Source organism: Bacillus gobiensis, assembly GCF_001278705.1.
Classification (GTDB): domain Bacteria; phylum Bacillota; class Bacilli; order Bacillales; family Bacillaceae; genus Bacillus; species Bacillus gobiensis.
The window spans coordinates 378,479-403,578 of the sequence record NZ_CP012600.1; the positions used below are offsets into that span (position 1 = coordinate 378,479).

24 protein-coding genes and 1 riboswitch are annotated in these 25,100 nt (G+C 40.8%); of the genes, 9 read left to right on the forward strand and 15 right to left on the reverse strand.

Annotated features, from left to right (window positions below):
• Positions 1 to 86: 86 nt before the first annotated feature.
• The 3 genes from AM592_RS01880 to AM592_RS01890 all read left to right on the forward strand — a co-directional run bounded on the left by AM592_RS01880 (position 87) and on the right by AM592_RS01890 (position 3,570).
• Positions 87 to 1,499: an MFS transporter gene (locus AM592_RS01880; protein WP_053605947.1), complete on the forward strand. Its 1,413-nt coding sequence runs from the start codon at positions 87 to 89 to the stop codon at positions 1,497 to 1,499.
• A gap of 117 nt (positions 1,500 to 1,616) precedes the next feature.
• Positions 1,617 to 2,612, forward strand: a complete 996-nt coding sequence (locus tag AM592_RS01885) for an aldo/keto reductase (protein WP_053602203.1) — start codon at positions 1,617 to 1,619, stop codon at positions 2,610 to 2,612.
• Positions 2,613 to 2,679: 67 nt separating this feature from the next.
• The gene (locus AM592_RS01890) at positions 2,680 to 3,570 is read left to right on the forward strand and encodes an aldo/keto reductase (protein WP_053602204.1); all 891 of its coding nucleotides are present in this window, start codon (positions 2,680 to 2,682) and stop codon (positions 3,568 to 3,570) included.
• Positions 3,571 to 3,694: 124 nt separating this feature from the next.
• Here AM592_RS01890 and AM592_RS01895 read toward each other — a convergent pair whose 3' ends face one another.
• Positions 3,695 to 4,126 (reverse strand): DUF3888 domain-containing protein, encoded by a 432-nt coding sequence (locus AM592_RS01895; RefSeq protein ID WP_053602205.1) that lies wholly within the window; start codon positions 4,124 to 4,126, stop codon positions 3,695 to 3,697.
• A 226-nt stretch (positions 4,127 to 4,352) separates the two neighbouring features.
• Positions 4,353 to 4,466, forward strand: a riboswitch (TPP riboswitch).
• Positions 4,467 to 4,595: 129 nt separating this feature from the next.
• Between AM592_RS01895 and thiC the strand changes: the two genes are divergently transcribed.
• Complete coding sequence (gene thiC, locus AM592_RS01900) at positions 4,596 to 6,368, forward strand: phosphomethylpyrimidine synthase ThiC (RefSeq protein WP_053602206.1); 1,773 nt, start codon at positions 4,596 to 4,598, stop codon at positions 6,366 to 6,368.
• Between the two features lie 621 nt (positions 6,369 to 6,989).
• Positions 6,990 to 7,172, forward strand: a complete 183-nt coding sequence (locus tag AM592_RS01905) for a YfhD family protein (protein WP_053602207.1) — start codon at positions 6,990 to 6,992, stop codon at positions 7,170 to 7,172.
• A gap of 296 nt (positions 7,173 to 7,468) precedes the next feature.
• Here the strand turns inward: AM592_RS01905 and AM592_RS01910 are convergent, their stop codons facing one another.
• Entirely contained in the window at positions 7,469 to 8,263 is a 795-nt protein-coding gene (locus AM592_RS01910; RefSeq protein WP_053602208.1) for a PhzF family phenazine biosynthesis protein, read from the reverse strand.
• A 174-nt stretch (positions 8,264 to 8,437) separates the two neighbouring features.
• Between AM592_RS01910 and AM592_RS01915 the strand changes: the two genes are divergently transcribed.
• Together AM592_RS01915 and AM592_RS01920 are read left to right on the forward strand one after the other, a co-directional pair.
• The gene (locus AM592_RS01915; RefSeq protein WP_053602209.1) at positions 8,438 to 8,866 is read left to right on the forward strand and encodes a cell wall hydrolase; all 429 of its coding nucleotides are present in this window, start codon (positions 8,438 to 8,440) and stop codon (positions 8,864 to 8,866) included.
• Between the two features lie 159 nt (positions 8,867 to 9,025).
• On the forward strand, positions 9,026 to 10,210 hold the full coding sequence (locus tag AM592_RS01920; RefSeq protein ID WP_053602210.1) for a styrene monooxygenase/indole monooxygenase family protein: 1,185 nt from the start codon (positions 9,026 to 9,028) through the stop codon (positions 10,208 to 10,210).
• Positions 10,211 to 10,333: 123 nt separating this feature from the next.
• Here the strand turns inward: AM592_RS01920 and AM592_RS01925 are convergent, their stop codons facing one another.
• From AM592_RS01925 to AM592_RS01935, 3 genes are all read right to left on the reverse strand, one after another.
• On the reverse strand, positions 10,334 to 11,038 hold the full coding sequence (locus AM592_RS01925) for an HD domain-containing protein (protein WP_053602211.1): 705 nt from the start codon (positions 11,036 to 11,038) through the stop codon (positions 10,334 to 10,336).
• Positions 11,039 to 11,050: 12 nt separating this feature from the next.
• On the reverse strand, positions 11,051 to 11,269 hold the full coding sequence (locus AM592_RS01930; RefSeq protein WP_053602212.1) for a hypothetical protein: 219 nt from the start codon (positions 11,267 to 11,269) through the stop codon (positions 11,051 to 11,053).
• A gap of 588 nt (positions 11,270 to 11,857) precedes the next feature.
• The gene (locus AM592_RS01935; RefSeq protein WP_053602213.1) at positions 11,858 to 13,297 is read right to left on the reverse strand and encodes a YfcC family protein; all 1,440 of its coding nucleotides are present in this window, start codon (positions 13,295 to 13,297) and stop codon (positions 11,858 to 11,860) included.
• 374 nt (positions 13,298 to 13,671) lie between these two features.
• On the opposite strand from AM592_RS01935, the gene AM592_RS01940 reads away from it, so the two are divergent.
• A complete protein-coding gene (locus tag AM592_RS01940; protein ID WP_053602214.1) occupies positions 13,672 to 14,895 on the forward strand; it encodes a Zn-dependent hydrolase in 1,224 nt (407 codons plus the stop codon).
• Between the two features lie 46 nt (positions 14,896 to 14,941).
• Here the strand turns inward: AM592_RS01940 and AM592_RS01945 are convergent, their stop codons facing one another.
• The 10 genes from AM592_RS01945 to AM592_RS23035 form a co-directional block, all read right to left on the reverse strand.
• Positions 14,942 to 15,919 (reverse strand): HD domain-containing protein, encoded by a 978-nt coding sequence (locus AM592_RS01945; RefSeq protein WP_053602215.1) that lies wholly within the window; start codon positions 15,917 to 15,919, stop codon positions 14,942 to 14,944.
• A 66-nt stretch (positions 15,920 to 15,985) separates the two neighbouring features.
• Entirely contained in the window at positions 15,986 to 16,378 is a 393-nt protein-coding gene (locus AM592_RS01950; protein ID WP_053602216.1) for a hypothetical protein, read from the reverse strand.
• A 298-nt stretch (positions 16,379 to 16,676) separates the two neighbouring features.
• Positions 16,677 to 18,089 (reverse strand): Asp-tRNA(Asn)/Glu-tRNA(Gln) amidotransferase GatCAB subunit A, encoded by a 1,413-nt coding sequence (locus AM592_RS01955; protein ID WP_053602217.1) that lies wholly within the window; start codon positions 18,087 to 18,089, stop codon positions 16,677 to 16,679.
• A gap of 115 nt (positions 18,090 to 18,204) precedes the next feature.
• Complete coding sequence (locus AM592_RS01960; protein WP_082363648.1) at positions 18,205 to 19,053, reverse strand: ATP-binding cassette domain-containing protein; 849 nt, start codon at positions 19,051 to 19,053, stop codon at positions 18,205 to 18,207.
• Between the two features lies 1 nt (position 19,054).
• The gene (locus tag AM592_RS01965) at positions 19,055 to 20,080 is read right to left on the reverse strand and encodes an ABC transporter ATP-binding protein (protein ID WP_053602218.1); all 1,026 of its coding nucleotides are present in this window, start codon (positions 20,078 to 20,080) and stop codon (positions 19,055 to 19,057) included.
• 28 nt (positions 20,081 to 20,108) lie between these two features.
• The gene (locus tag AM592_RS01970) at positions 20,109 to 21,005 is read right to left on the reverse strand and encodes an ABC transporter permease (RefSeq protein WP_053602219.1); all 897 of its coding nucleotides are present in this window, start codon (positions 21,003 to 21,005) and stop codon (positions 20,109 to 20,111) included.
• Between the two features lie 12 nt (positions 21,006 to 21,017).
• Positions 21,018 to 21,983, reverse strand: a complete 966-nt coding sequence (locus AM592_RS01975) for an ABC transporter permease (RefSeq protein WP_053602220.1) — start codon at positions 21,981 to 21,983, stop codon at positions 21,018 to 21,020.
• Positions 21,984 to 21,996: 13 nt separating this feature from the next.
• Positions 21,997 to 23,610 carry an ABC transporter substrate-binding protein gene (locus AM592_RS01980; RefSeq protein WP_225970367.1) on the reverse strand — a complete coding sequence of 538 codons (1,614 nt, stop codon included), beginning with the start codon at positions 23,608 to 23,610 and terminating at the stop codon, positions 21,997 to 21,999.
• Positions 23,611 to 23,933: 323 nt separating this feature from the next.
• Positions 23,934 to 24,029: a YjcZ family sporulation protein gene (locus AM592_RS23030; RefSeq protein WP_082363651.1), complete on the reverse strand. Its 96-nt coding sequence runs from the start codon at positions 24,027 to 24,029 to the stop codon at positions 23,934 to 23,936.
• A 68-nt stretch (positions 24,030 to 24,097) separates the two neighbouring features.
• A complete protein-coding gene (locus tag AM592_RS23035; RefSeq protein WP_082363653.1) occupies positions 24,098 to 24,217 on the reverse strand; it encodes a YjcZ family sporulation protein in 120 nt (39 codons plus the stop codon).
• A 229-nt stretch (positions 24,218 to 24,446) separates the two neighbouring features.
• Here AM592_RS23035 and AM592_RS01990 point away from each other — a divergent pair, with 229 nt between their 5' ends.
• Positions 24,447 to 25,082 carry a class I SAM-dependent methyltransferase gene (locus AM592_RS01990; protein ID WP_053602223.1) on the forward strand — a complete coding sequence of 212 codons (636 nt, stop codon included), beginning with the start codon at positions 24,447 to 24,449 and terminating at the stop codon, positions 25,080 to 25,082.
• Positions 25,083 to 25,100 lie beyond the last annotated feature (18 nt).

A 25,100-nucleotide genomic window follows, 5' to 3' on the forward strand; every position in this document is an offset into this window, starting at 1 on the left:
AACGAAGTTAGGAGAGTGTTCGCGTACAAGCAAGGAGGAAATTTAATTTGGATGAAATAAGCAGCAGTAAAAAACAAGTGGATTTTATGAACTCACATCGGGCAATACATAAAGATGATATTACCATTGTTGACACGAAGGCCACGAAAAAAGCTGTTATGGCAACAAGCATCGGCAATGCCATGGAATGGTTTGATTTCGGAATTTATTCCTATTTGGCTGTGACGTTAGGAAAAGTATTTTTCCCGGAAATGAACGGTACCGTGCAATTAGTATACACATTTGCAACCTTTGCTGTTGCCTTCCTGGTCCGTCCGATCGGCGGAGTGTTTTTTGGAATGTTAGGGGATCGATTAGGCCGTAAAAGAATTTTGGCCATTACATTAGTGCTAATGGCACTGGCTACTTTAAGTATCGGATTGATACCAAGCTATGCAGCCATTGGGACGACGGCTTCTATATTATTATTAATCGCCAGACTGGTTCAGGGATTTTCGACGGGCGGAGAGTATTCTGGTGCAATGACGTTTATAGCTGAATCAACTCCTGATAAAAAGCGAGGAGTTATGGCCAGTTTTTTAGAGGTAGGCACTTTAGTTGGTTATATTGCCGGTGCCGGTATTGTCACATTGCTCACTTATCTTTTAGGACAAGAGCAAATGGTTGAATGGGGATGGAGAATACCGTTTTTAATCGCGGGGCCAATAGGAATCATCGGCCTTTACTTGCGAAACCATTTAGAAGAAACACCTGCATTTGAAGCAATGGAAAAAGTAAAAACGGATGAAAAAAAACGAGTATCTTTAAAACAAATTTTCGTCGATCATTGGAAATCAATGTTGATAGGTATGATAGTTGTTTTCTCCTATAACATTGTAAATTACATGGTATTGTCATATATGCCTTCTCATTTAAGCGCCGTACTTGGTTACGGGGAAACAAGAGGATTGCTTTTGATACTGATAGTCATGTTTCTCATGATACCAATTGTCTTAATGATGGGTTATTTCAGTGATCGCATTGGCAATAAACGAATTATCCAAGGCGGGCTGATCGGTTTGGTTCTATTATCGATTCCATCGTTTTTATTAATCGGGACCGGTAATAATTGGTTTGTCTTTATTGGAGTCATGATATTAGCTGTTTTTTTAGCTTGTTTTCAAGGAACAATGCCGTCGTTATTGCCATCACTATTTTTTACTGATGTAAGATACGGATCATTATCGATTACGTATAATTTTTCGACTTCATTGTTTGGCGGGACGACCCCGCTGGTTGTGGCATGGCTGATTAATCTAACGATGAACAATTTTATTCCTGCTTATTATTTAGTTGCTGCTTCCCTTATCGGGATTTTGGTAGTGACATACTTTGTTAAAGACACTTCCGGCAAATCTCTAAGAGGTTCACCTCCTGCAGTTGAAGAGAAGCAAGAAGTAAAGGAGATTTTAAAAGATCCTGAGGAAGCCTTGTGGTGGCAAGAAGAAAGAAGTAAATAAAAGAATCAGAATATATAGTATGGGTACTTTAATAAGAGGCAAACAAAATTTTTGCGATATCTATTCGTAAATGATAACTTGTTTACTGAAATACGTTACTTAAAGGAGTGCATAGACATGGAATTCACTCAAATAGCAAACACAGACATGAAAGCTTCACGCATTGGCCTGGGCACTTGGGCGATTGGCGGATGGATGTGGGGTGGAACGAATGAAGAGGATTCGATTAAGACCATTCATGCTGCCCTGGATCGCGATATTAATTTCATAGACACAGCACCAGTCTATGGATTCGGAACATCTGAAGAGATCGTCGGAAAAGCTGTGAAGCAATATGGAAACCGGGATAATATTCTTATCGCAACAAAAGCCGCACTGAATTGGAAAAACGATGAACCATTCAGAGATGCCTCCAAAGAACGAATTATGAAGGAAGTAGACGATTCGTTAAAACGGCTTCAAACGGACTATATTGATGTTTATCAGATCCATTGGCCGGATCCGACAGTGCCGATTGAAGAAACCGCTGAGGCGATGAAAGAGCTCTATGATGCAGGGAAAATACGTGCCATTGGAGTCAGCAACTTTTCTCCGGATCAAATGGAGACGTTCCGTCAAACAGCTCCTTTGCATACAGCCCAGCCGCCGTATAATCTTTTTGAACGTGATATTGAGAAGGATATTCTCCCGTATACAGAAAAGAATAATATCACCACAATTTTATATGGAAGCCTGTGCCGTGGGCTATTATCTGGAAAGATGACCCCTGGTCACAAATTTGATGGTGATGATTTACGAAACTCGGATCCGAAGTTCCAGAACCCTCGTTTCAGACAATATTTAAATGCAGTTGATCAATTAGATAAATTAGCTAAAGAAAACTACGGAAAGTCCGTTATTCATTTAGCTGTACGCTGGATTTTAGACCAGCCGGGTACAGGCATTGCTCTCTGGGGAGCGCGCCGTCCTGATCAAGTTGAGGCAGTAAGTGAAATCGTCGGATGGAAGCTGACAGAGGAAGATCAAGCGACAATTGACAAAATTTTAGATACCACAATTGACGAGCATGTAGGTCCTGAATTTATGGCTCCTCCGACAAAACAACAAGTATAGTCTAAAAGCAAAAGCCAACGGTTAATCGTTGGCTTTTTGCTTCACCCTCAGAAAGGACTGATTCGAGATGGGTAACGATAAAAAAATAGCATTACGAAACAAGCTAGAAAACCGGAACGTTACTTTGCCGGACGGAACTTGCCTTCCCGCTATTGGGCAAGGGACATGGTATATGGGAGAAGACCCTAAAAAGAAACAAGAAGAAATTAAGGCACTGAAGCTCGGGCTTGATTTAGGCATGAAGCTGATCGATACTGCTGAAATGTACGGCCAGGGAAATTCTGAACGAGTCGTTGGCGAAGCTATTAAAGAAAATCGCGACGATGTTTTTCTCGTTTCAAAGGTATATCCGCAAAAATCAGGATTAGGAAATATTTCAGCTGCATGCGAAAATAGCTTGAATCGCCTTGGCACTGACCATTTGGATTTATACCTATTACATTGGAGAGGCAGTGTTCCATTAGAAGAAACCATTGAAGGGATGGAACGATTGAAAAAAGAAGGAAAGATATTACGATGGGGAGTCTCCAATTTCGACACGGCTGATATGGAAGAACTCTGGAATACAAAGGGCGGAAGGAATTGTGCCACGAACCAAGTCTTATACCACCTGGGCTCGAGAGGAATTGATTTTGATTTACTGCCTTGGCATAAAGATCATAAAATACCGATTATGGCGTATAGCCCTCTCGCCCAAGGAGGATCATTACGAAAACAATTGCTCAGTGATGATAATGTAAATAAGATTGCTGAAAAATATAATGTTTCGCCACTTCAAATAGCCCTTGCTTGGACTATACGATCCAATCATGTGATTGCCATTCCAAAAGCGGTGCAAGAGCAGCACGTTTATCAAAATGCAGAAGCGGTTTCGGTTGAACTGACTCAAGAAGATTTGAATCGTATTGATGAGGCTTTCCCAGAACCGAGAAAAAAGATGCCTTTAGATATTATTTGAAAATTTATCTTGATGCATTTTTGAATAAGAAAATTGGAGAAAAGTGCTCCTTCTCTTTTCTTGCTCTCTGCTAGTAATTGCCCGGCGTGCATCTCTATGTGGGAAAAGAGGAGGTTTTCTCCTCTTAGTGTATTAATATGTGCTGCCAGTGTTCAGGCAATTCATAGTCCCTTAAATGTTCATACTTTTTAAGGTTAACTCGTCCACTCCCATTGATATATAATGTTAGTCTGTCTAGTCCAACTTGAATATGTGGTCCTACAACTGGAGTCACTTTTATTATTACTGTAAATTCAAATCGTCGATATTCGCCTATTCGTTCTGCTTTCTCTATATACACTTGATATGGGTAAACCATAGGTGAGTAGTTTAAAACCTTTTTGTAGTATTCGTTTACGGCTTTATCAATTTCAACACTAAGCAATGAAACAAAAATATCTTGATACAATTCTTCTCTTGAATTCATAGGAGGAGTATAAACAGTTTCTGCCTCACAGTTAAAACACATACTTGCCGTAAAAGTAACAACTAACACAATCACAAACCTTTTTATCATGATTCCTCCCACTTGTTTTTTTTAGTTTCCCCTAATAACAACCTTATTAATTACTAATAATTAGGGGATAAATAGACTATTCCGATGCTGTTTAGGTTGTTTTTTTAACGAGAGTAAATCATTTTTTCCCTCCCTGTTTTTCAAAAAATTGTGCAAAAACATTCCAAATGGTGAAAAAGTACCCTTTTCTTCTTTGCTTAAACGTGATACCATGTTGAAGAAATTAATAGTTTACTAGGGGTGCCCAAAGTTGCGGGCTGAGAGAGGAGCGCTGAATGCTTCTTAACCCTTTGGACCTGATCTGGTTCGTACCAGCGTGGGGAAGTAAGGGATTATGAAGATTATTGTATCCAATAATCTACTTCTTTTTTACTGACTTTAAACTAGGTCCTTTCATTTGGATCTGGTTTTTTCGTGTTGGTGCTATTCTGGATCCTGTCCTTCAACATAATAAAAAGGAGGAAGGAAAGTGAAGAAAGAATCTGTACAGCAAACAAACATTTCAATTATGTCAAGCTTTTCAGGGAGCAAGAAGGTGTATGTGGAAGGCTCAAGACAAGACATTCAAGTCCCAATGAGAGAGATTGAATTAAGCCGTACCACCGGATCGTTTGGGGAACAAGCAAATGCACCGGTACGAGTCTATGATACGAGCGGACCATATACTGATAAAAATCAACACATCAACATTCAGGAAGGTTTAAAGCCGCTTCGTTCGAATTGGATTAGTGAACGAGATGATGTTGAAGAATATGAAGGACGTAAGGTTAAACCGGAGGATAATGGATATCGTACAGTGAGCAATGAAGCGGACCATCCGGGCTTAATCAGAAAGCCGCTTCGTGCCAAACAAGGAAAAAATGTGACTCAGCTCCATTATGCAAGAAAAGGGATCATTACTCCCGAAATGGAATTCATCGCCATTCGTGAAAATATGACACCGGAATTTGTCAGGGATGAAGTGGCAGCAGGACGCGCGATTATCCCATCAAACATTAACCATCCGGAAAGTGAGCCGATGATTATCGGGAGAAATTTCCACGTAAAAATTAATGCGAATATTGGGAATTCAGCGGTGACTTCTTCCATAGAGGAAGAGGTTGAGAAAATGACGTGGGCGATACGCTGGGGATCAGATACGATGATGGATCTTTCGACAGGGAAGGACATTCACACGACCCGGGAATGGATTATTCGTAATTGCCCGGTACCGGTTGGAACGGTTCCGATTTATCAAGCTCTTGAAAAAGTAAACGGGGTAGCCGAAGACTTAACGTGGGAAGTATACCGAGACACACTGATTGAACAAGCTGAACAAGGTGTTGATTATTTCACAATTCATGCCGGAGTTCTCCTTCGATACATTCAGCTCACGGCTAAAAGGGTGACCGGAATCGTTTCCAGGGGAGGGGCGATTATGGCTCAGTGGTGCTTGGCTCATCATCAAGAAAGCTTCCTCTATACCCATTTTGAAGAGATTTGTGAGATCATGAAGAGATACGATATTGCGTTCTCTTTAGGAGACGGCTTGCGGCCGGGATCGATTGCCGATGCAAATGACGAAGCCCAATTTGCTGAACTCGAAACCCTTGGGGAATTGACGCAAATCGCCTGGAAACACGATGTCCAAGTGATGATTGAGGGGCCGGGACACGTGCCGATGCATAAAATCAAAGAAAATATGGATAAACAAATGGAAATTTGTAAGGAAGCCCCGTTTTATACTCTTGGGCCATTGACAACAGATATTGCGCCGGGCTATGACCATATTACGTCAGCAATTGGAGCAGCGATGATCGGCTGGTATGGAACGGCGATGCTTTGTTACGTGACGCCTAAGGAGCATTTAGGCCTTCCTAACAGAGACGATGTAAGAGAGGGAGTCATCACGTATAAAATCGCAGCCCATGCCGCGGACTTGGCAAAGGGACATCCAGGTGCGCAAATCAGAGATGATGCAATTTCGAAAGCGAGATTTGAGTTCCGCTGGAGAGATCAGTTTAACTTATCTCTTGATCCGGAGAGGGCAATAGAATATCATGACGAAACCTTGCCGGCAGAAGGGGCGAAAACGGCTCATTTCTGTTCCATGTGCGGACCTAAATTCTGCAGCATGAGGATTTCCCAGGATATTAGAGATTACGCGAAGGAAAATGATCTTGATACACAGGAAGCGATTGACGAAGGCCTCAAGGAAAAGGCGAAGGAATTCGTCGAAGGCGGGAGTAAGATTTATAAATAACGAATGGGAATTTGTGTTATTATTAAGTTAAAGCAAATAGGGTGGTTTAAGATGAAGCTTGTGAAAAACTTTTTTCTTGTAGTTCTTCTTATGATTGTCGAACTGTCGGTTGGTTTTTCGATCGAAGCCCTAATTTCTATGACAAACATACAATGACGAAAACAAGACTTGGTTATGTTGTCTTTGTAACGCTTGCCGCCTTTGTAACATTTGGAGTAATCACGTGGATGTATAATAGGATTTATTAAAAAATGAGCACCAAATAATAAGAGAGAGGGGATCGTTTTATTTCCCTCTCTCTTCATTTTTATTTCAGTTTTTAAACGATGTCATCGACACGCAGGTTCTGTTCGTTTTGTATATTTGATTTTACGTGAGCAAACGTGACGGTTCCTGGTTGGTCTATGACGAAGATTGCAGGCTTTGGCAGCTCCCAATTTCGTTCCCGTTATGGCCGGGAATGTCCAGTACGGAACTTTAATAATGAAGTCCGCTTATTTCTTGAATTCTCCCTTTAACACGGTCAAAGCCTCGCCTCTCAACAAGCAGCGTTCACCTTGAACATGTTTGAATAAAATAATTGTAATTTCGGTATTCTAAATTCAGGAAGGAGGTATTTACATGGGAAGAATGAATCATGGGCATAAGGGAAATAACCATAAAAAGAAAATTTCACAGGATCCACATCAGGCTGCCGGGTTAAGCAATGAAGAAGTCGAGCTTTCAAAAGAACTCGATGAAACCTATCAAATAGAAGAAAGACCGGGATTTGGGCCTACAGGTGTGAAAAGAAAAAGTAAATAGATTAAAAACGTCAACAGTTGGAAAATGAATGCAGGGAGAACCTAAACAACAAATTTAAATTTCATTATGTTTTCTGCTAGTAAGATATCCGTCATTCAAGAATCAGATCCGATTGCTTCAGAAAGTTTCTTAATAAATAGGCTGTTTACATCATTAGTTATGTACAAACAGCCTATGTTTTTTGTTTTTTTAATCTTGATAACTTGGCCCCAAGGAGAACACAGGTTTTGCTGTGATTGCTCCTTTTTTATTATTCCGCAGATGTATTACATTTTACGACTATCCTTGCACTAAAATTAGCTTTCTGGAAATGCCAATTCGCCCTTTAATACCGTTATCGCTTCTCCTTTCAATAAACAGCGGTCTCCTTGTAAAACGACCTTGAGTCTTCCGCCTCTTTCAGAAAGCTGCTCGGCGAAAAACTCTTTCTTTGCCAATTTCTTTGCCCAATATGGAGCCAATCCGCAGTGGGCCGAGCCAGTGACGGGATCCTCAAGCACACCAAGCGTAGGGAAAAAACATCTGGAAACAAAGTCGACATCAGGCCTGTCACTTCTGCTTGTAATGAGAAAGCCTCGATTCGTTAGCGCGGTCATTTTTTCAGTATCAAAGGCTATGTTTCGAACCTGCTGTTCATTTTCTACTTCAATAATATAATCCAGGCGATTTTTTGCTGCCTCTACAATCGGTGTATGGATGGCTTCTTTCAGCTCTGTACTTACAGGGCAGCTTACCGGTGCTTCTGTCGGGAAGTCCAATTCGATCCAGCCGCCACTTTTCTTAGCCGTTAACGGACCGCTTAAGGAGGAGAAAGTAATTGGCTGATCTTCGCTTACTTCATTTCTTTCCCATAGTACATGAGCCGCAGAAAGGGTCGCATGTCCGCAAAGATCGACTTCAACCTTTGGTGTAAACCAGCGTAAATTGTAACCTTCGTTTTCTTTTATGACAAACGCCGTTTCCGACAAATTCATTTCCGTGGCAATGGACTGCAGAACAGAATCAGGAAGCTCTTCTTTCAGAAGGCACACTGCTGCCGGATTGCCAGAAAACGTTCGATTCGTAAAGGCATCGACTGTATACAAAATCATTACGTATCTCTCCTTAACATTTGTATGTATTCTACAATTATCATACCGCATTCACGGATAGAACAGATCATGAATATAGAACAGTTATCACCATAATGTATCCCCACATTTCTTTTTCATCTTATTAAGCGAAGAGCAATAGACTATAAGGAAGAAAGCGGAGGTGAGTTTTTTATGGCAGTTGTAAGAGCAAATACAAGAGATATTGACATGTTAGCAAGGCTGCTGAGGGCAGAAGCGGAAGGGGAAGGGCAGCAAGGGATGCTTCTTGTTGGCAACGTTACGATTAACCGGGTGAGGGTCAGATGCTCCGATTTTAAAAATGTCAACACGATTCCGGCGGTGATCCATCAGCCTCATGCGTTTGAAGCGGTAACACACGGTTATTTTTATCAACGGGCGAGAGAACAAGATAGGCGTTTAGCCAGAAGAAGCGTACAGGGTGAGAGATTTTGGCCTGCAAAATTCAGTTTGTGGTACTTTAAGCCGCCGGGAGCATGTCCACCGCAATGGTATGGCCAGCCCCATGTCGCCCGTTTTAAAAATCATTGCTTTTATGAACCGGCGCAAGGAGAATGCGAAGCAATTTATAATACATTTTAATACAGGTGAAATTTTCAAGCCTTCCATCTCGAGGAAGGCTTTTTGATTGTTCGTGTAACACATTAAACAGGAATTATGTCGTCGATCTAGAATTCAGTAAATGTCACATGCTATGTCCAAAGTGATTACATATTTTTGAAAACTTAAGGAGTGATATTCTTGAAAAAACGTATATGTATTGTTGGCAGTGGGATTGCAGGTCTGCAATTAGCTTATGCTCTTAAAGAAGATTTTGAAGTGACCGTCATTCACCATCGATCTCCAGATGAGATTCGTGATGGCCGGATTATGTCTACCCAAGTTCACTTTGGATCAACAAGAGCACGAGAAAAACGGTATCAAATGCCGAAAGCGAAAGTGGAAAATCTTCTGGAAAGCATCCATATCACGATTGGAACCAAAAAGCTTTTCGTTGGAATGTTGAAGGAGCCCGCCCTATCTGTTGATCAGCGTTTGTATTATACCGATTGCATGAACGATTTAGAAAAGCAAGGTGTTGCTTTCCATCGCAAAAGAGTAGAAAAAGAGAATATGAAGACTTTAATAGAACAGTATGATTTAGTGATCGATTGCACAGGAAAATCAGGACCTCTGCTGCCATTTCCGCTTGAAAAAGATTTATCGCCTTTCCATTTGCCTGAGCGGAAATGTATTGTAGGTTATTTCACGGGAATAAAGCCGAATCAACCTCTTGGTGTAAACGTAAATGTTCTCCCTGGACAGGGTGAAATGTTTGAAATACCTGCCGTGACCGAACAGGGGCCTGTGACGATCTTGTTTGTTACGGCAGTTCCGGATAAGCAATTGGATGTATTTAAAGGAATAACAGATGAGCAATTGTTTACAGAACAAATGAAAGTAATTACGCAAAATTTTTTCCCGGATATTTATAACCGGATAAACGAGGAACAATTTGCTCTATGTGATAACAAAGCCTTCCTTCAGATGGCCATTACACCTGTGATTCGAAGACCTTATGTTACATATCACGATAAGCTGGTTCTCGGCTGTGGAGATAGCGTTTTTCTTAATGACCCTATTTCTGGTCAAGGCTGTAACCTTTCTTCTTATTGTGCTGAACAATTGGCTGATACCCTGATAGAATTCAAGCATTCAACGTGGGATTCCCAGCTAGGAGAAAGGTATTGGAACCGAACGAAAACATTTGTGAAACAAGTCACAGAATGGACAAATGCAATGACACAGCCGCTTCCAGAGCATATTGTTCAAATGCTTATGGAAGGTGTCCAAAATCAGGAAATTGCAGATGGGGTTGCCGGATGGTTTGCAGATCCAAGTACTGCGCATCAGGATTTTTTTCAAACGACAAAAAGTAACTCTTAATCATCATAAAAAGAGACTTATATTAAAATAATTTAATCTCTTTATAGCAGACAGAAAAAAACCTTATTAAATTGTCTACTATAAAGGGATTTTCCTTCAATGGGTACGTCCTATGTGTTTTAATTATCTGAATGAACCTTTACTTTGGAAGTTTTGCAACTTACTATAATGCAGGGAATTCTCATATTGGTTTTCTTTAAGAAGGGTTTTTAGAAAATCGACCATATAATGATGTCGTTCATGTGCAATTTCCTTTGCTGCCTCAGTATTCATTCTTTCTTTTAATAGTAATAGCTTTTCAAAAAAATGGTTAACCGTTGTAGTATTCTGTGATTTATACTCAGCAGATGTTCTGTGCTCTTTCGGAGTAATCATAGGGTTAAATAATTCTTGTCCTTTATATCCTCCGTATGCAAAGGCCCTTGCAATGCCAATTGCTCCAATGGCATCTAAACGATCAGCATCTTGTACAATTTTCCCTTCCAAAGTTTTCATTGAAGATTTCGTGTTCGCACCTTTAAATGAAAGATTCATTATAATTTCACAAACATGTTCAATAACATATTGTTCTATATTTTGAGATTCCAACCACTCTCTCGCTGCTTTTGGTCCGATGGTTTCATCCCCGTTGTAAAACTTCCAGTCTGCAATGTCATGAAGGAGAGCAGCCAGTTCGATGACTTCTTTGTTTACATGATCAACAGTTTCTTTCTCTATTAACGATAAACTATTTTTATACACTCGTTCGATGTGCCACCAATCATGACCAGTTCCTTCACCCGATAATTTTTCTCTAACAAATTCCTTTGTTTTTAACACGATATCCATTTAAATTCACTCCTACCAACTTTTCCATTGGTGCTGTTTTAAAAAATTCAGCCCGCTTTTTAGATATTCGTCATTTACGTGACGAACTCCATATTGCATGAAATACATATTCTCTTTAATAGATTCTGGGTATTGACTAATCTCTTGAAAAGAAGCGTGGACAACGGCATCTTTAAATTGAAGATCGTGATAAAAAGTCTTTATACCAAAGTCGGAAAGCTTTTTTTTCAATGGTGACCTCTCCTATAAACTCTGTTCCCTTGATGTCGTTATGTATAATACCGTTTACCGTCTGACATAAGGTCGTTTTTCCTCCTCCGCTTGGACCTAAAATAGCATAATAATTCTTGAATATTCAATAACTTCACCCTTTAATCCTATTTATATCAGTACTGATGTATAGATTAACCTCCTTTCAAACCTATTTTCTAATATGACGAAAGGACAATTGTCCTCATTCGATCAGGTGATTAAATGCAATATTGGTAAAAAAAGTATCGATTAAAGTGTTAGCGATTATAGATCTGCAGATGTAGGGGGGAGACTCAATTAACTTTTAAAGAAAAACAATTGCGATTTGTATGCACATTGAGCATAACAGCCTTGTGAACGGATGGATTGTGTGAAAGAGAAGCAGAGACTTATTTAGCGGTTGCATGGGAATAACGAAGAAAATACTGTATACGGGAAGATATGTATCAAGCATAATTCTTATCTTATTTACTAAAAAACAAAATTCTCTGTGAAAAAAGAAAACCCCACGTTTTAAAACGTGAGGAGAGTGACAATATTAATTCCATAGAACATATATGCTTAAAATCATCCCGTCCATTGAATGGCTTGGGCAATAATTAGCAGTACAATGGCAATACCACTCCAAATCAAGAACAATGGCAAGTAGAATTTCACCCATTTTTGCCAAGAAACACCCGCTATTACAAGCGTCGCCATGAAATATCCTGAAGTAGGGAATAAAATATTTCCAAGTCCATCACCCAATTGATAAGCAAGTACAGCAGTTTGTCTTGTAACACCGATCAAATCGGATAATGGAGCCATAATCGGCATCGTTACCAATGCTTGTCCACTGCCGGATGGCACTAAGAAACTAAACAGCATTTGTACGAAAAACATTCCAATTGCACTTAAGATAGAAGGTAGTTCACCGACAACTGGGCCGAGATTATGAATGATCGTGTCCATAATTTGGCCTTTCTCCATTACGACAGCAACTGCTCTTGCTACCCCAACAATTAAAGCACCAACTAATACCTTACGAAAACCTTTATTAAAACCTTCACAAATCTCAATCGGCTTCAACCCGGAGAGTAAACCGACTACGATCCCAATAACAATAAATATTCCTGCCATTTCAACCATAAACCAGCCTTGTACTAACACTCCATAAACTAATATGGCAAACAATATGAACAATGCTGCAGATGCAATTTTTTGTCTGGTTGTTGCAATGCGTTTTTCTGTAGCTTCATTGTTTGAATAAAGCTCACGTTTCGCATAATCTTCTTCATATACGTAGCTGTTTTCTGGGTTTTTCTTCACTTTTTTCGCATAACGGATAACGTAAAAGATACCTGCTCCAACTATGAGCACAAATGCGATGATTCTGAATTCTAAACCAGAGTATAGAGGAACACCGGACAGTTTTTGACCTAACCCTGTATTGATCGGATTTAAAAAACCTGTCGTAAAGCCTGCTGTTGTTGCCACTAATGCTATAGCAGCTGCTACCATTGAATCAAAACCTAATGCTATTAACAAAGGCAAGATAACCGGAACATATACTAAGCTCAATTCTTGCGTTCCGATTAAACTACATATAAGTGCAAACACAATCATTAAAACAGGTATGACGGTAATACTTTTAGTTGAGAATTTCCTCGTCAGTTTATCGACACCGATTTCTATAATCCCAGTTTCCCGAAGAACCATAAACATCCCGCCAATGATTAGTGTAAAAAAGACCACTTCTCCGGCACTAATTAACCCATTCGGTATGGCTGTAATAAAATCTACCAATCCAACCGGAGTTTGCTCAACTGCCTTGTATGAGTCGGGGTCTATTGTCGTTCTCCCTTCCGGTCCGGGGACGCGTTCGTAAACACCAGCCGGGACAAAATACGTTGCAATTGCAGCTACTGCACTAAATAAAAATAAAATGACATAAATATGAGGCATTGTAAATTTCTTTTTTGAGACTGAGGGTTCTAAATTAAGATGTTGAGAGCTGTTATTTTCCATATCGATCATTCCTCCTAAAAACACGTTATTTATAATTACGAGTCATGTTAAGTATTCTTACATGATATAGATTTCTAGATATTATGTCATTATTCAAAGTGAATAAAGAATCGGATTTTTTTTAGATGATGTGTACAAGAAGATGCGGAAATAATGCTGTGTACTTTTTTATGAAGAAATTAGGTGAAATAGATTTGTTCTGAATCATGAATGTATATGAAACTAAGAATCAGTTGTCATACAATATCACAAAATTCTATATATTCGAAAAAAACATGATAAAATGATATATCAACAATTGAACCCTCAGTACGGAAAAACGTAGACAGAATAGTAGACAGAATAAACGTTAAATAGGAAAAGAGGTTGAGAGGATGGAATTGCAAAAACTGCTTATTAACGGATTCAGGTTAAAAGAGGAATTGGAGAATTTCGCAAGCTTCGGCCGCACGGAGAATAAGGGAGTTACACGACTTTCTTTATCTAAACCTGATATTTTAGCTCGAAACTATTTTTGTTCATGCTGCGAGAGCTTAGGCATGTCCGTTCGATTTGATGATATGGGGAATATTTATGCTACCTTGAAGGGTGCTTCGGATGCTCCGCCAATTGTTATGGGATCACATCTTGATTCAGTGAAAAAAGGCGGGCGTTTCGATGGGACATTAGGTGTACTCGCGGCGCTCGAAGTCGTCAGAACCTTGGTGGATCATCAAATAAAACCGCGGGTACCGATCACGATCGTCAATTTCACTAATGAAGAGGGGGCGAGATTTGACCCTGCAATGATGTCATCTGGAGTCATAGCCGGCAAATTTAATAAACGGGAAATACTGCAAAAAAAGGATAAAGAGGGCATCACCTTTGAACAAGCGTTACAGTCGAGCGGATATGAAGGAAGTATAGAGAATCGGTTGAAGGAAGCAGCAGCCTATTTGGAATTACATATTGAACAAGGCCCTGTTTTAGAGAGTGAGTCACTAGATATTGGTATCGTTGAAGGTGTCGTAGGCATGGTCTGTTATGGAATTGAAGTAATCGGCGAATCTAATCACGCGGGAACGACACCTATGCGGATGAGGAAAGACCCCTTATTCGCAACGAATGATTTAATTACAGAGCTTCGAGAAAAACTCGGGAAACTAGATGATCAGTTGGTTTATACAATGGGTGAAATGAATGTTACACCGAATATTCATACCGTCATTCCGAATAAGGTTGTATTTTCTCTGGAAGCGAGACACAAGGATGAAGAGGTGATTCGTAAGGTTGAAGAAATTATTGCTGAGCTCCCGGCTATCGTAGGAGACTGCAGCGTAAAGGCTGAGAAAAGGTGGAGCCGAGATACGGTTTGGTTTGATAAGAAGTTATGCGATCACATGGAGAATTCTACTCAATCTTTAGGTTATTCCTACAAAAAAATGTTCAGCGGAGCAGGGCATGATGCACAATTCATCGCTTCCTTTATCCCCTCTGTCATGATCTTTGCTCCTAGTAAAAACGGACAAAGCCATTGTGAAGCGGAATTCACTTCCTATGAAGAATACACAAAGGCAGCAAATGTGCTGCTGGATACGGTGGTTTCGTTGATCAAATAGGGAAAGAAGCTGCGGTTGTTCGAGTTTTCGGACAGCCGCAGCTGTATTAGTTTGAAATAATTTTCACACGCATACCCTCTGTGGCTTTAAATAACGCTTTATCACCCATTCTTTTCACCCTAGGGGACAGGGTGGATGCGCGTACCAGTTCATCTCCAAACAGTACGGCAGGGTCGATAAGACGTACTTTATTTTTTCGATGGATATCAAAGTCGTTAAGATCTTCTCTGACTTCTATATCGTAGTGGATTTGCTGCATAAGTTCTTGTATATGCTGGTCATTTGAAGAGCGGAGGATAGCTAGGACTTCTTCATCGGTGCCAAGCAAGTCGCTAAGGCGAATGATTTTTTTTTCTAATGCGAGCTTTAAAGTATCTGCCAGCATATGATAGCCGTAAATGTTGAGGGGATCCATAAAGAAATCAATGACTTCTTTGTAATACGTCTGGACAAACCATTCTGCATTTTCCAATCGATTAAGATACATTTTTCCATTAACGACAATTAGAGCATCTAAAAACTGTCTAGCTTCTTCTAAAGAGATTTGGCGATAGCGGTACATATCTCGCAAGGTGTAGTCCACTCTGTCTGCACACAGCTCAGGAGCTGCTTGTTCAAGCAATGTCCATTTCGAATCATTGAAGAGAATTTCTTTATAATCGTAGCCAAATTGTTCAAGTATACCGGGAACTTCTGATTTCTCCACAACTTCATGGACGATTTTTTCATGATAGTCTTCAGCGTGATTATCAAACACAAAATCGATCACATGCGAAAAAGCGGTATGTGACACATCATGAAGCAATCCAGCCACTTGCTCTTCGAGAGAACCGCCTAGTTTTTTGATTAGCAGCATTACGCCTAGAGAATGCTCATATCTTGTGACATTCCATTCCGGATTCACTAAATAGCTTGCACCGCCTTGATGGATTCCTTTTAATCGTTGGATTGGCTGGCTTTGAATTAATTGTTCAAGGACACCGTCTATGATGAATTCTCCGTAAATTGGGTCTGAAATGATCAAATGACCACGCCTGCCTTTTTCTTCATTGTAGCAGAATAAAACCTTATAAATACATTTTGACAACTATTAACTGAAAATTGTAACAAATAAACAGGACAGAAATGCGATACAAGAAAGTGGTGCCATGATCAGTTTCTCTTTTTTACTTTTTGATACGAGATTTCCTATCGTATTTAACCCTAGGAATACCGTGAATATCCAAACTATGATATTTAAAGAAGTAATCTCTATTAATATAATTTTTGAATGGATTAAAAAGACAAACCCTATAATAAGAAGAATTATTGCAGAAATCATACTGGCAATTCGTAATTTTACAGGTAAGACTCCTTTGTGAAATCCACCCCAGCTGTATTCTCCTAACGGGAAGCCTAAAGCGAGCAGTGTTTGAAGCATCGAAATAACTAAAAAAATCACAGCGCTAATACTAGCAGCAAATTGAATGTATGTATCGTCCATTCATAAAACCTCCTTAAAGTTATACATATTCCATTACTGCAAATTTAATCTGAAAATCTTTAAGTACATCAGTGGTTTAAGGCTTAGTTAAATAATTTTATGTATAGACCGCGGGTGATAATACTAGCTTCTGAGTTGTTCATTCTCAACTGATGCATGATAAGTTGTAATTGTAAAAAAATCCTTCTCGTAGAGGCGTGAAACAAAGCCATACATAAAAAAGAGTGTAAAACCCTATACAGTTTTACACTTAGATTCTTATATTTATTGTGTATTCTCAGCTTTCCCAAGGAATTCTTTAATTTATGTTTACGGCATCCTGATTCATTTCATTTTCGTAGGCTTGATTTAGTTCAAGCTTTTTTATCCATCGTTCAGAATTTTCATAAACGGAGCCTATTGACAGAATTTGTTGCTCGGCGAAAGGTTTCCCGATCAATTGCATTCCAATCGGCAGTTCATTGGAAGTAAAGCCGCATGGAATCGAAATGGCGGGGAAGCCAAGGTAGTTGCCGATCGGAGTTTTTCCTAGTTTGAAAATCGTGTGAATCGTTTCATGGGGAGGGTTTGTGCCTATATCCAATGGTTCTCTGCTGTTCGTTGGAGAAAGGAGTACATCGCAGTCTTCCATAGCCTTTAGTGCCGAGCCTTTAAAGTGTTTTCTCAGTCTTTGCGCATTTAAATAGTCGCTCGCTGTCACGGATTCCGCTGAATTCAGCCGGACCTGTACATCAGTACCATAATCACTTGAATATTTTTCGAAAATCGGCTCATGGAAGGTAAAGGCTTCAGATTTGGAGATGATTTGCTGGGCGTACAAAGCTTCTTCGACATTCTCGAGCTGTACTTCTACAACTTCAGCTCCTAAAGCGGATAGCCTGGACGTTGCTTGCATAAATATGCCCTTCACCTCGTCGTCCAGCCCCTCCATAAAATAACCTGTAAGCAGTCCGATTTTTACGCCTGCCAGATTTTCTGCTTCAAAGGGAAGTTGGACAAATGCCCTCGGATCATCCGTAATTGCATTTAGCATAATCGCGCTGTCTTCAACCGTCCTCGTCATTGGGCCAATATGATCAAGCGACCAGCTTAATGGAGTACACCCTTTTCTGCTTACGGCATCGTAAGTGGGCTTTAATCCGACAATGCCGCATAAGGCGGAAGGAAGCCGGATCGAACCGCCAGTATCTGTGCCGATAGCGCCAAAGCACATTCCCGCGGCTACTGCAGCCGCTGATCCGCCGCTTGATCCGCCGGGAATTTTGTTCACGTTCCAAGGATTTCGCGTAGGACCGAAATGAGGATTCTCTGTTGTTGCGCCCATTGCAAATTCATGTAAATTCGTTTTTCCGATAATGATGGCACCGGCTGCCTTTAGTTTTTGGACGACGATAGCATCGGCGGTTGATTTCCACTTTGTAAACAGCTTTGATCCAGAAGTCGTTACCCTTCCTTTCGTTTCGAATATATCCTTAATAGCAATTGGCACTCCGTGTAACGGGCTTCTGATTTTCCCTTGCAGCACCTCTTCTTCCAGCTGTCTGGCTTGCTCTTTCGAATCATCCGCAAGCACATCAATATATGCATTAAGAGCCGGTTCAATTGCTTGAATACGGTTCAGCAATAGGCTGGTCAATTCGACAGGAGATACGTTTTTACTGGCGATTTTCTTTGAAAGATCCGCGATGGATTGAAAATAAAAAGATTTCATTTCTATTTCTCCTCTCCATTAAAATACGTAAATGAAGGCTCCTCTTCGGCAGAAACGATTGGCTTTTTTACTTTTAATATTTCAATCAAGTAATCTGTCAAACTCATTTCATTCATCAATTAACCACTCCTTTCAATGCTGGGCGAAAGCTCTCCCTGAAATCATCAAAATCTCCATTTAAGGTTAGGATCGATTTTAATAGCTTTTTGGTTGTCTCGTGCTTAGGGTGTCTGAAAAGCTCGATCGTCGGTGCGGTTTCTATCAGCTCTCCTTTGGATAAGACGCCGACTTTGTCGCAAAAATAAGCAACAAGGTCAAGATTATGGGCGATAAATAGGTACGTTAAATTAAATTCTTCTTGCAGCTCCTGCAGAAGGTTAATGATTTGTGCTTTTACTGAGACATCTAATGCTGATACGGGTTCATCAAGAACGAGAAACTCTGGGTTTAGGATCAGTGCCCTGGCAATTCCGGCTCTTTGCCGCTGGCCGCCGGAAAGCTCATGCGGATAGCGTGTGGCGAAATTTTTCTGGAGGCCGACTTTCTCAAGGAGGCTTGCAGCCTTTTGATCGGCTGTTTGGCGCGCTTCCTTATTTTGTTTGAGCAGGGGATAGGCGATTTGTTCACCGATCGTCATTCTTGGATTAAACGCTGAACCAGAATCCTGAAACACAATCTGCATTTTGCTTCGGTACGCTTCCATTTGTTGCGGTTTAAGCGTCAAGAGTGGTTCGCCATTATAAAAGACACTACCTGCAGTCGGCTCTGTCAGACGGAGAATCATTCTTCCTATCGTTGATTTTCCTGAGCCTGACTCACCGATGAGACCAAAGGATTCCCCTTTGTTAATCGAAAATGACACATTTTTAACCGCTTGAAAGCCTTCGTTTTTGAAGAGCCAATTTTTTTTTGCCCCATACACTTTTTCCAGGTTCTGAACCTCTAATAACGGACGATTCGCCATGTTAAATCACTCCTTCCGTTAAAAAACATCGTACTTCGTGTGCTTGGCTGCCCCCGGATAATTTCTTTAACATTGGGATGGAGGCTGTGCACTTAGATTGTGCACTTGGGCATCGCGCAGCAAATCGGCAGCTGTTTGTTACTTCTTTTAAATTTGGCGGCTCTCCGGGAATTTGCCAAAGCGGTTTTTTGCCTTTAGAGGGATCAAATATCCAAGAAAGATCAGGAATGCATTTCATTAAGCTTTTCGTATAAGGATGCTCAGGATGAAAAAGTATTTCCTCCTTTGATCCTTTCTCAACGATTTGACCGGCATACATGACCGCAACGTGGTCAGATATTCGGGCGACAACACCGAAATCGTGGGTGATCATAAGTACGGCTGTGCCCAGCTCCTTGTTGATTTTTTTTAACAGATCCAACACTTGTATCTGAACGGTCGGATCTAAAGCTGACGTTGGTTCATCAGCAATGACTAAATCCGGATCACAGGCGAGAGACATCGCGATCACAACTCGTTGCTTTAATCCGCCACTCAGCTGATGGGGAAAGGATTGGTAGATTTTCATTGGATCATCAACACCCATCTGCTTGAGGAGTTCAAGCGATTTTTCCTTTGCCTCTTTCTTGCTTTTATTCGTTTTAGAGGTGATGATTTCAACGATTTGTGTGCCTACCCTGTAAGAAGGGTCGAGGGAGGTCATCGCGTTTTGGGCAATCAATGATATTTTTTTGCCGCGGATGTCTTTCACTTCCTTAGGGCGTAAGGAAGTTAAGTTTTTTCCTTCAATTGATACTTTTCCGTGATAGCCATACAATAATTGGTTAGGAATCAGCTGCAGGATGGAATGGATGGTCATTGACTTTCCTGAGCCTGATTCCCCGACAATCGAAAGAATTTCCCCGTTTTTCATAGTGAGGTTAATATCTTCAAGCACTGTCATTATGCCATCAGGTGTTTTTATTTCTGTCGATAAATTTTCAACCTGAAGTAAGTTCAGGGTTTCTTCAGTAGCATTTACAGTCATGCCTTTCCCTCCTTAATTGATGAAAAATTCATGCTGCTTTTTTTCGTTTCCTCAAGGTGAATTTCATTTTTGACCGTTCATATGGGTCGAAAGCATCCCTCAGTCCGTCACCAACCATGCTGAAGGCAAGAGACAACATGGCAATCGCTAAACCTGGCAAAAATGTAACGTGAGGATATCCTTGTATCAGCACATCGCTGCCATCGCTTGCCATTCTTCCCCAATCGGCAACAGGCGGTTGTACCCCAAGCCCAATAAAGCTTAAACCGGCTACTGTTGTAATGGTTACTCCGAGAATCGTCGTACTATAAATAATCAGGGATGGTAATACATTCGGGAGAATTTGCTTAAACATGATCTCTCTCGGTTTGACTCCGAAGGCTTTTGCCGCTTCAACATATTCCTTTTGGCTTTCTTGGACGGTATCTGTATAAACGACTCGCGCCATGTATGGGATTCTTACAATGACCATGGCAATCATTACATTTAGGATGCCGGGACCAAGAATCGCAGCAATCGCAATGGCTAACAGCACCGCTGGAAAAGCAAAGAAAACATCCATGATTCTCATCAGTACATTTCCGACCCAGCCTTGAAAATATCCCGCTGTTATGCCGATAATCAGGCTGATAGCAGCTGAAATGAGAACAGGGAGAATAGCGCTAATTAACGTCGTCTGTGTGCCAAATATCAACCGGCTTAAAATATCTCTTCCTTGCTGGTCCGTACCTAGCAGAAATCCTTCAGAACCAGGAGGTACCAAGCGCTTGCTCGGGTCGGGAACATCGGTTGGATCAAGCGGAGCAATCCACTGAGCAAATAACGCAACAACAAATGATAGCAGAATGAAAATAGCAGCGCCTGCTGCCAACTTATCTTTAAGAAAAGCTTTGAAAGCTAGCTTGAGCTGTGATTCAGAAGACATGGTCTCACTCCTTTACGATTTTCCTTCCAGCGAGTCTCTAAGTTTAGGATTCAGCCAGACATTTACTAAATCGACTATTAAATTAATAATGACGAAGGTTATCGCGATGATTAATATTCCTGCTTGCAGAACGGGATAATCATTTTGATTAATCGCAAGATAGAGCTGCTGTCCAATTCCCGGCCAGTTAAATACAATCTCACTGAATAACGCTCCGCCCATCAAATAACCAACCTGTAGGCCGGAGATATTAATAATGGGAGGGAGTGAATTTCGGATCACATGTCTGAAATGGATTTTTCCGGTGGATATGCCGAATGATTCAAAGTATTTGACGTAATCCTGCTGCAAAATATCGATCACCGTATTTCTTGAAAGCCGCGCGATTACAGCCGTTGACACAGTTGCTGTCGCAAACGCTGGCAAAACAAGATGATGAAGGAGATCAATCCAGCCCCCAGGGTCCCTGAAATTGTACATTCCACTTACTGGAAATAATTTCAGCTGGAGTCCGAATAGCCACATGAGCATTAAGGCAATCCAGAAAACCGGCATACTCGCACCTATTAGGGCAGCTCCCATGCTAACTTTATCGAAAATGCCCCCTTTTTTAATAGCGCTTATCAAACCGAACAAAACACCGAAAAATACACAGATGAGCAGGCTTGCTGCAGTTAATATTAGACTGTTTAAAAACCTTGGTATCATTTCGTTTACAATAGAGGTATGCATCGTATAGGAAAACCCTAGATCACCCTGTGAAATATTTCCTATCCAAGATAAATATTGGATATAGACAGGGTCGTTTAATCCCAATTCGTTCCGCAAATCGTTAACAGCTTCTGGAGTAGCCTCAGGTCCGAGAATGGACTTCGCAGGATCTCCAGGAATCAGCTGAATAAGCAGAAAAACAACAATGGTGACACCAAACATCACCGGAATGACAGAAGCGATCCGTCCCGCTAAAAATTTTCCCATCAGTCCAACCTCCTTAATTTTCCTCTTTTTTAACCCAAACCGGAGCCAAGGTGTACCATTCTTCTGCGGGGACGACAAAATCCTGTACTCTTGGATGAACGACATAAGGAGCAGAGTCATTGACAATTGGTGCAAAAGGAGCATCCTCAATAATCATTTTCTCGGCTTCCTTCCACAAATGATTGGCATCCTCTACGCTGACTGAATTTGCGGCAGCATCCATCTTTTCATCAAGCTCTTTATTTTTGTATTTCCCTGAATTAAAGCCGCCGGGAGCGCTGTAAGCTGAATGGGAAGCAATGGCCAAGAAGTAGGGTGTCGTTCTGCCCGACGACATTTGATTCATGCCGATTTCCTCTGACATTCCATTATTGTAGCCGGCCAGGTACGAAATCCATTCTTGTGTTTGCAAGGAAACTTTAATACCGACTTTCCCTAAATCCCTTTGAATCCATTCCGCCATATCGACAGGGATGAGCTGTCCTGAACCATCAACTGAGGTTTTCAAAATGGTTCGAAATCCGTTTTCATAACCAGCTTCCTTCAATAGTTGTTTTGCTTTTTTCGGATTGTATTCATACGTATTTTCTTGCGGATCATAGAGCGGGCTGCCGGGACTCATCATCGAATACGCAGGGGAAGCAGTGTCTCTGAGCAGATGCTTCGCTAAACCTCTTCGGTCAATCGCGTAATTGATCGCTTGCCGGACCTTTTTATTTTTCATAAAGTCATTGTCAAAGTTAAACGTAAGGTACCAGACGTGGGGCGGTGTTCCGGAAATCACATGGAAGCCTTGATTTTTAAAATTTTCGATTGAATCAGGCGGCGGAACTGCAATTAAATCGACGTCATCATTTTGCAATGCGAGCACTCTGCTGGAGGCATCTGAAAGCGGCCTGAAGATAACTTTATCTAAATGAGCCTTTGTGCCCCAATAGTTCTCATTTCTCGTTAGAGTAATTTGTACTCCGCGTTTTCTTTCTGAAAATGTGAATGGGCCGGTTCCGGAGGGATGTTCGCCAAACCCGTCATTACCATATTTTTTAATTGCGTCAGGACTAACGATTTGCAGCGAATTAATTTGCGCAAGCATTCGGAGGAAGTCAGCAAATGGCTGTTTTAAATGAATATTTATGGTGTCTTCATCTACTACCTCGGCTGAATCAAAGTATTTAAAGGTGCGCACTGTACGGCCGGCTGCAAGCTTATCATAGTATTCAAAGTTCTTATCGGTAAGCCGTTGAATATTAAATAATACAGCATCAGCATTAAACGGGGTTCCATCGTGAAATTTTACCTTTTTTCTCAGATCAAATGTGTAGGTTTTGCCGTCGGCGGATTTCTCCCATCTTTCTGCTAGAACAGGTATGAGCTCAGGCACAGGAGCTTCCTGAGAAGATTTGCTTAAATCTTCACCAATTAATGGCTCGAACATTTGATTGTTTACGCGCATTGTTACCCAGCCCCCAGCTCGGTGCGGGTCCAAAAGGTCGGCGTCAGATTCCATTCCGACAATCAACGTTCCGCCTTCCTTAGAGGTACCTTGAGGGCTTGCCAGCTTCGTTTGGCTGCATCCTGCTAATGAGAGGTTCAAAGAGAGCACTAGCATAAGAGATAGACAGATCATTTTTTTCAAGGTGTTACCCCTCCTAACAACTATTCCTTGAAATTTATTATTTGGTATAAATGAATTACAAGTGATTGTACTATCAAACGATTAAGTATGTTAATAACTTGTAAGTTTTTCTAACGAAACTATCTTGTATTAGGTGAAATGACATGTTAGAAAATAAAACAATTTGAAAGTCGAAAAGGATTTCTAAGAAAATAGTAGGAGGAGCTTGGATTTCTATAATAAGACGTGGCTTGTCCAATGTAGCTGCATAAAACAGGATAGTGGATATGAAAGGGCAAGCTTGGGTTAAAACCTGCCCCAGAAAGTTTGTCATCTTAGTAGCCGTAGCCTGAATAAGAGCCTCCGACAATGACAAGCAATACGAAAATGACAACGACAAACGCAAAAGTGCTTCCGAATCTATCACCCATGAGAGTGCACCTCCAATTGCAATGAGATTTTTGTTTTGTTCGTAGCCTTACAAGGCCTTCAATAAATATTAGAAGTTCAAGAATGCAGCGCCGACAATAACTAATAGAATGAACAATACGAGAACTATCGCAAAGTTAGATCCGTTACCACTGTAGCCGCCGTAACCACCACAAAAACCATATGACATATACTTTCGCCTCCTACTCGAGTATTAGGAATTGTCAAATACACAATTCTTACTTCTAATTTATGTATTTTTACTAGGTTGGCTTAGACAAACGTATAAAAAATAGAGAAATTCCACACATGTCCTATAAGTCACAAATTAATTTAATAGTTTTATTTGCGGCTCACCTTTATGCATTTAATTCATACTATACAGGTAAAATTAATTATAAATGAGGGGGGATGCTTGGATGGGAATGGAGTTTATCCCATTGTTTGATGAGTGGGCGGGCAGTTACGATCAGGCTGTTGCAGGGGCAGATCCTGAATACGCAGAGGTTTTTTCAAACTATGATCATATTTTGCAGACAGTGGCGAGTGAAGCATACGGGGTTGTTCTTGAATTCGGGGTCGGCACTGGAAATCTTAGCAAAAAGCTGCTGAATGGCGGACTTGTTGTATACGGGGTTGAACCGGCAAAAATGATGAGAAAAGAAGCGAAAAAAAAGCTCCCTTCCTTGTCTCTCTTTGACGGAGACTTTCTTTCTTACTCTCTTCCAATCGAAAGCGTAGATACTATTGTAAGCACCTATGCCTTTCATCATTTAAATGATGTGGAGAAGGAGCGGGCACTGAAGCAATATTATGAGCTGCTTAACAAGAAAGGAAAAATACTGTTTGCCGACACATTATTTGAAAGCAATGAGTCAAAACAGAAAGCAATCTGTAATGCCAAGAGCCAAAACTACAATAAGCTGGCAGAGGATTTAATGACAGAGCACTATACGACATTACCGATTCTTAAAGAAATGATGGAGCGAATCGGATTCAAAGTTCATTTTAAGCAAATGAATCCATTTGTTTGGATTATTGACGCTGTTAAGTAATGTGTGCGCCCTGAGATA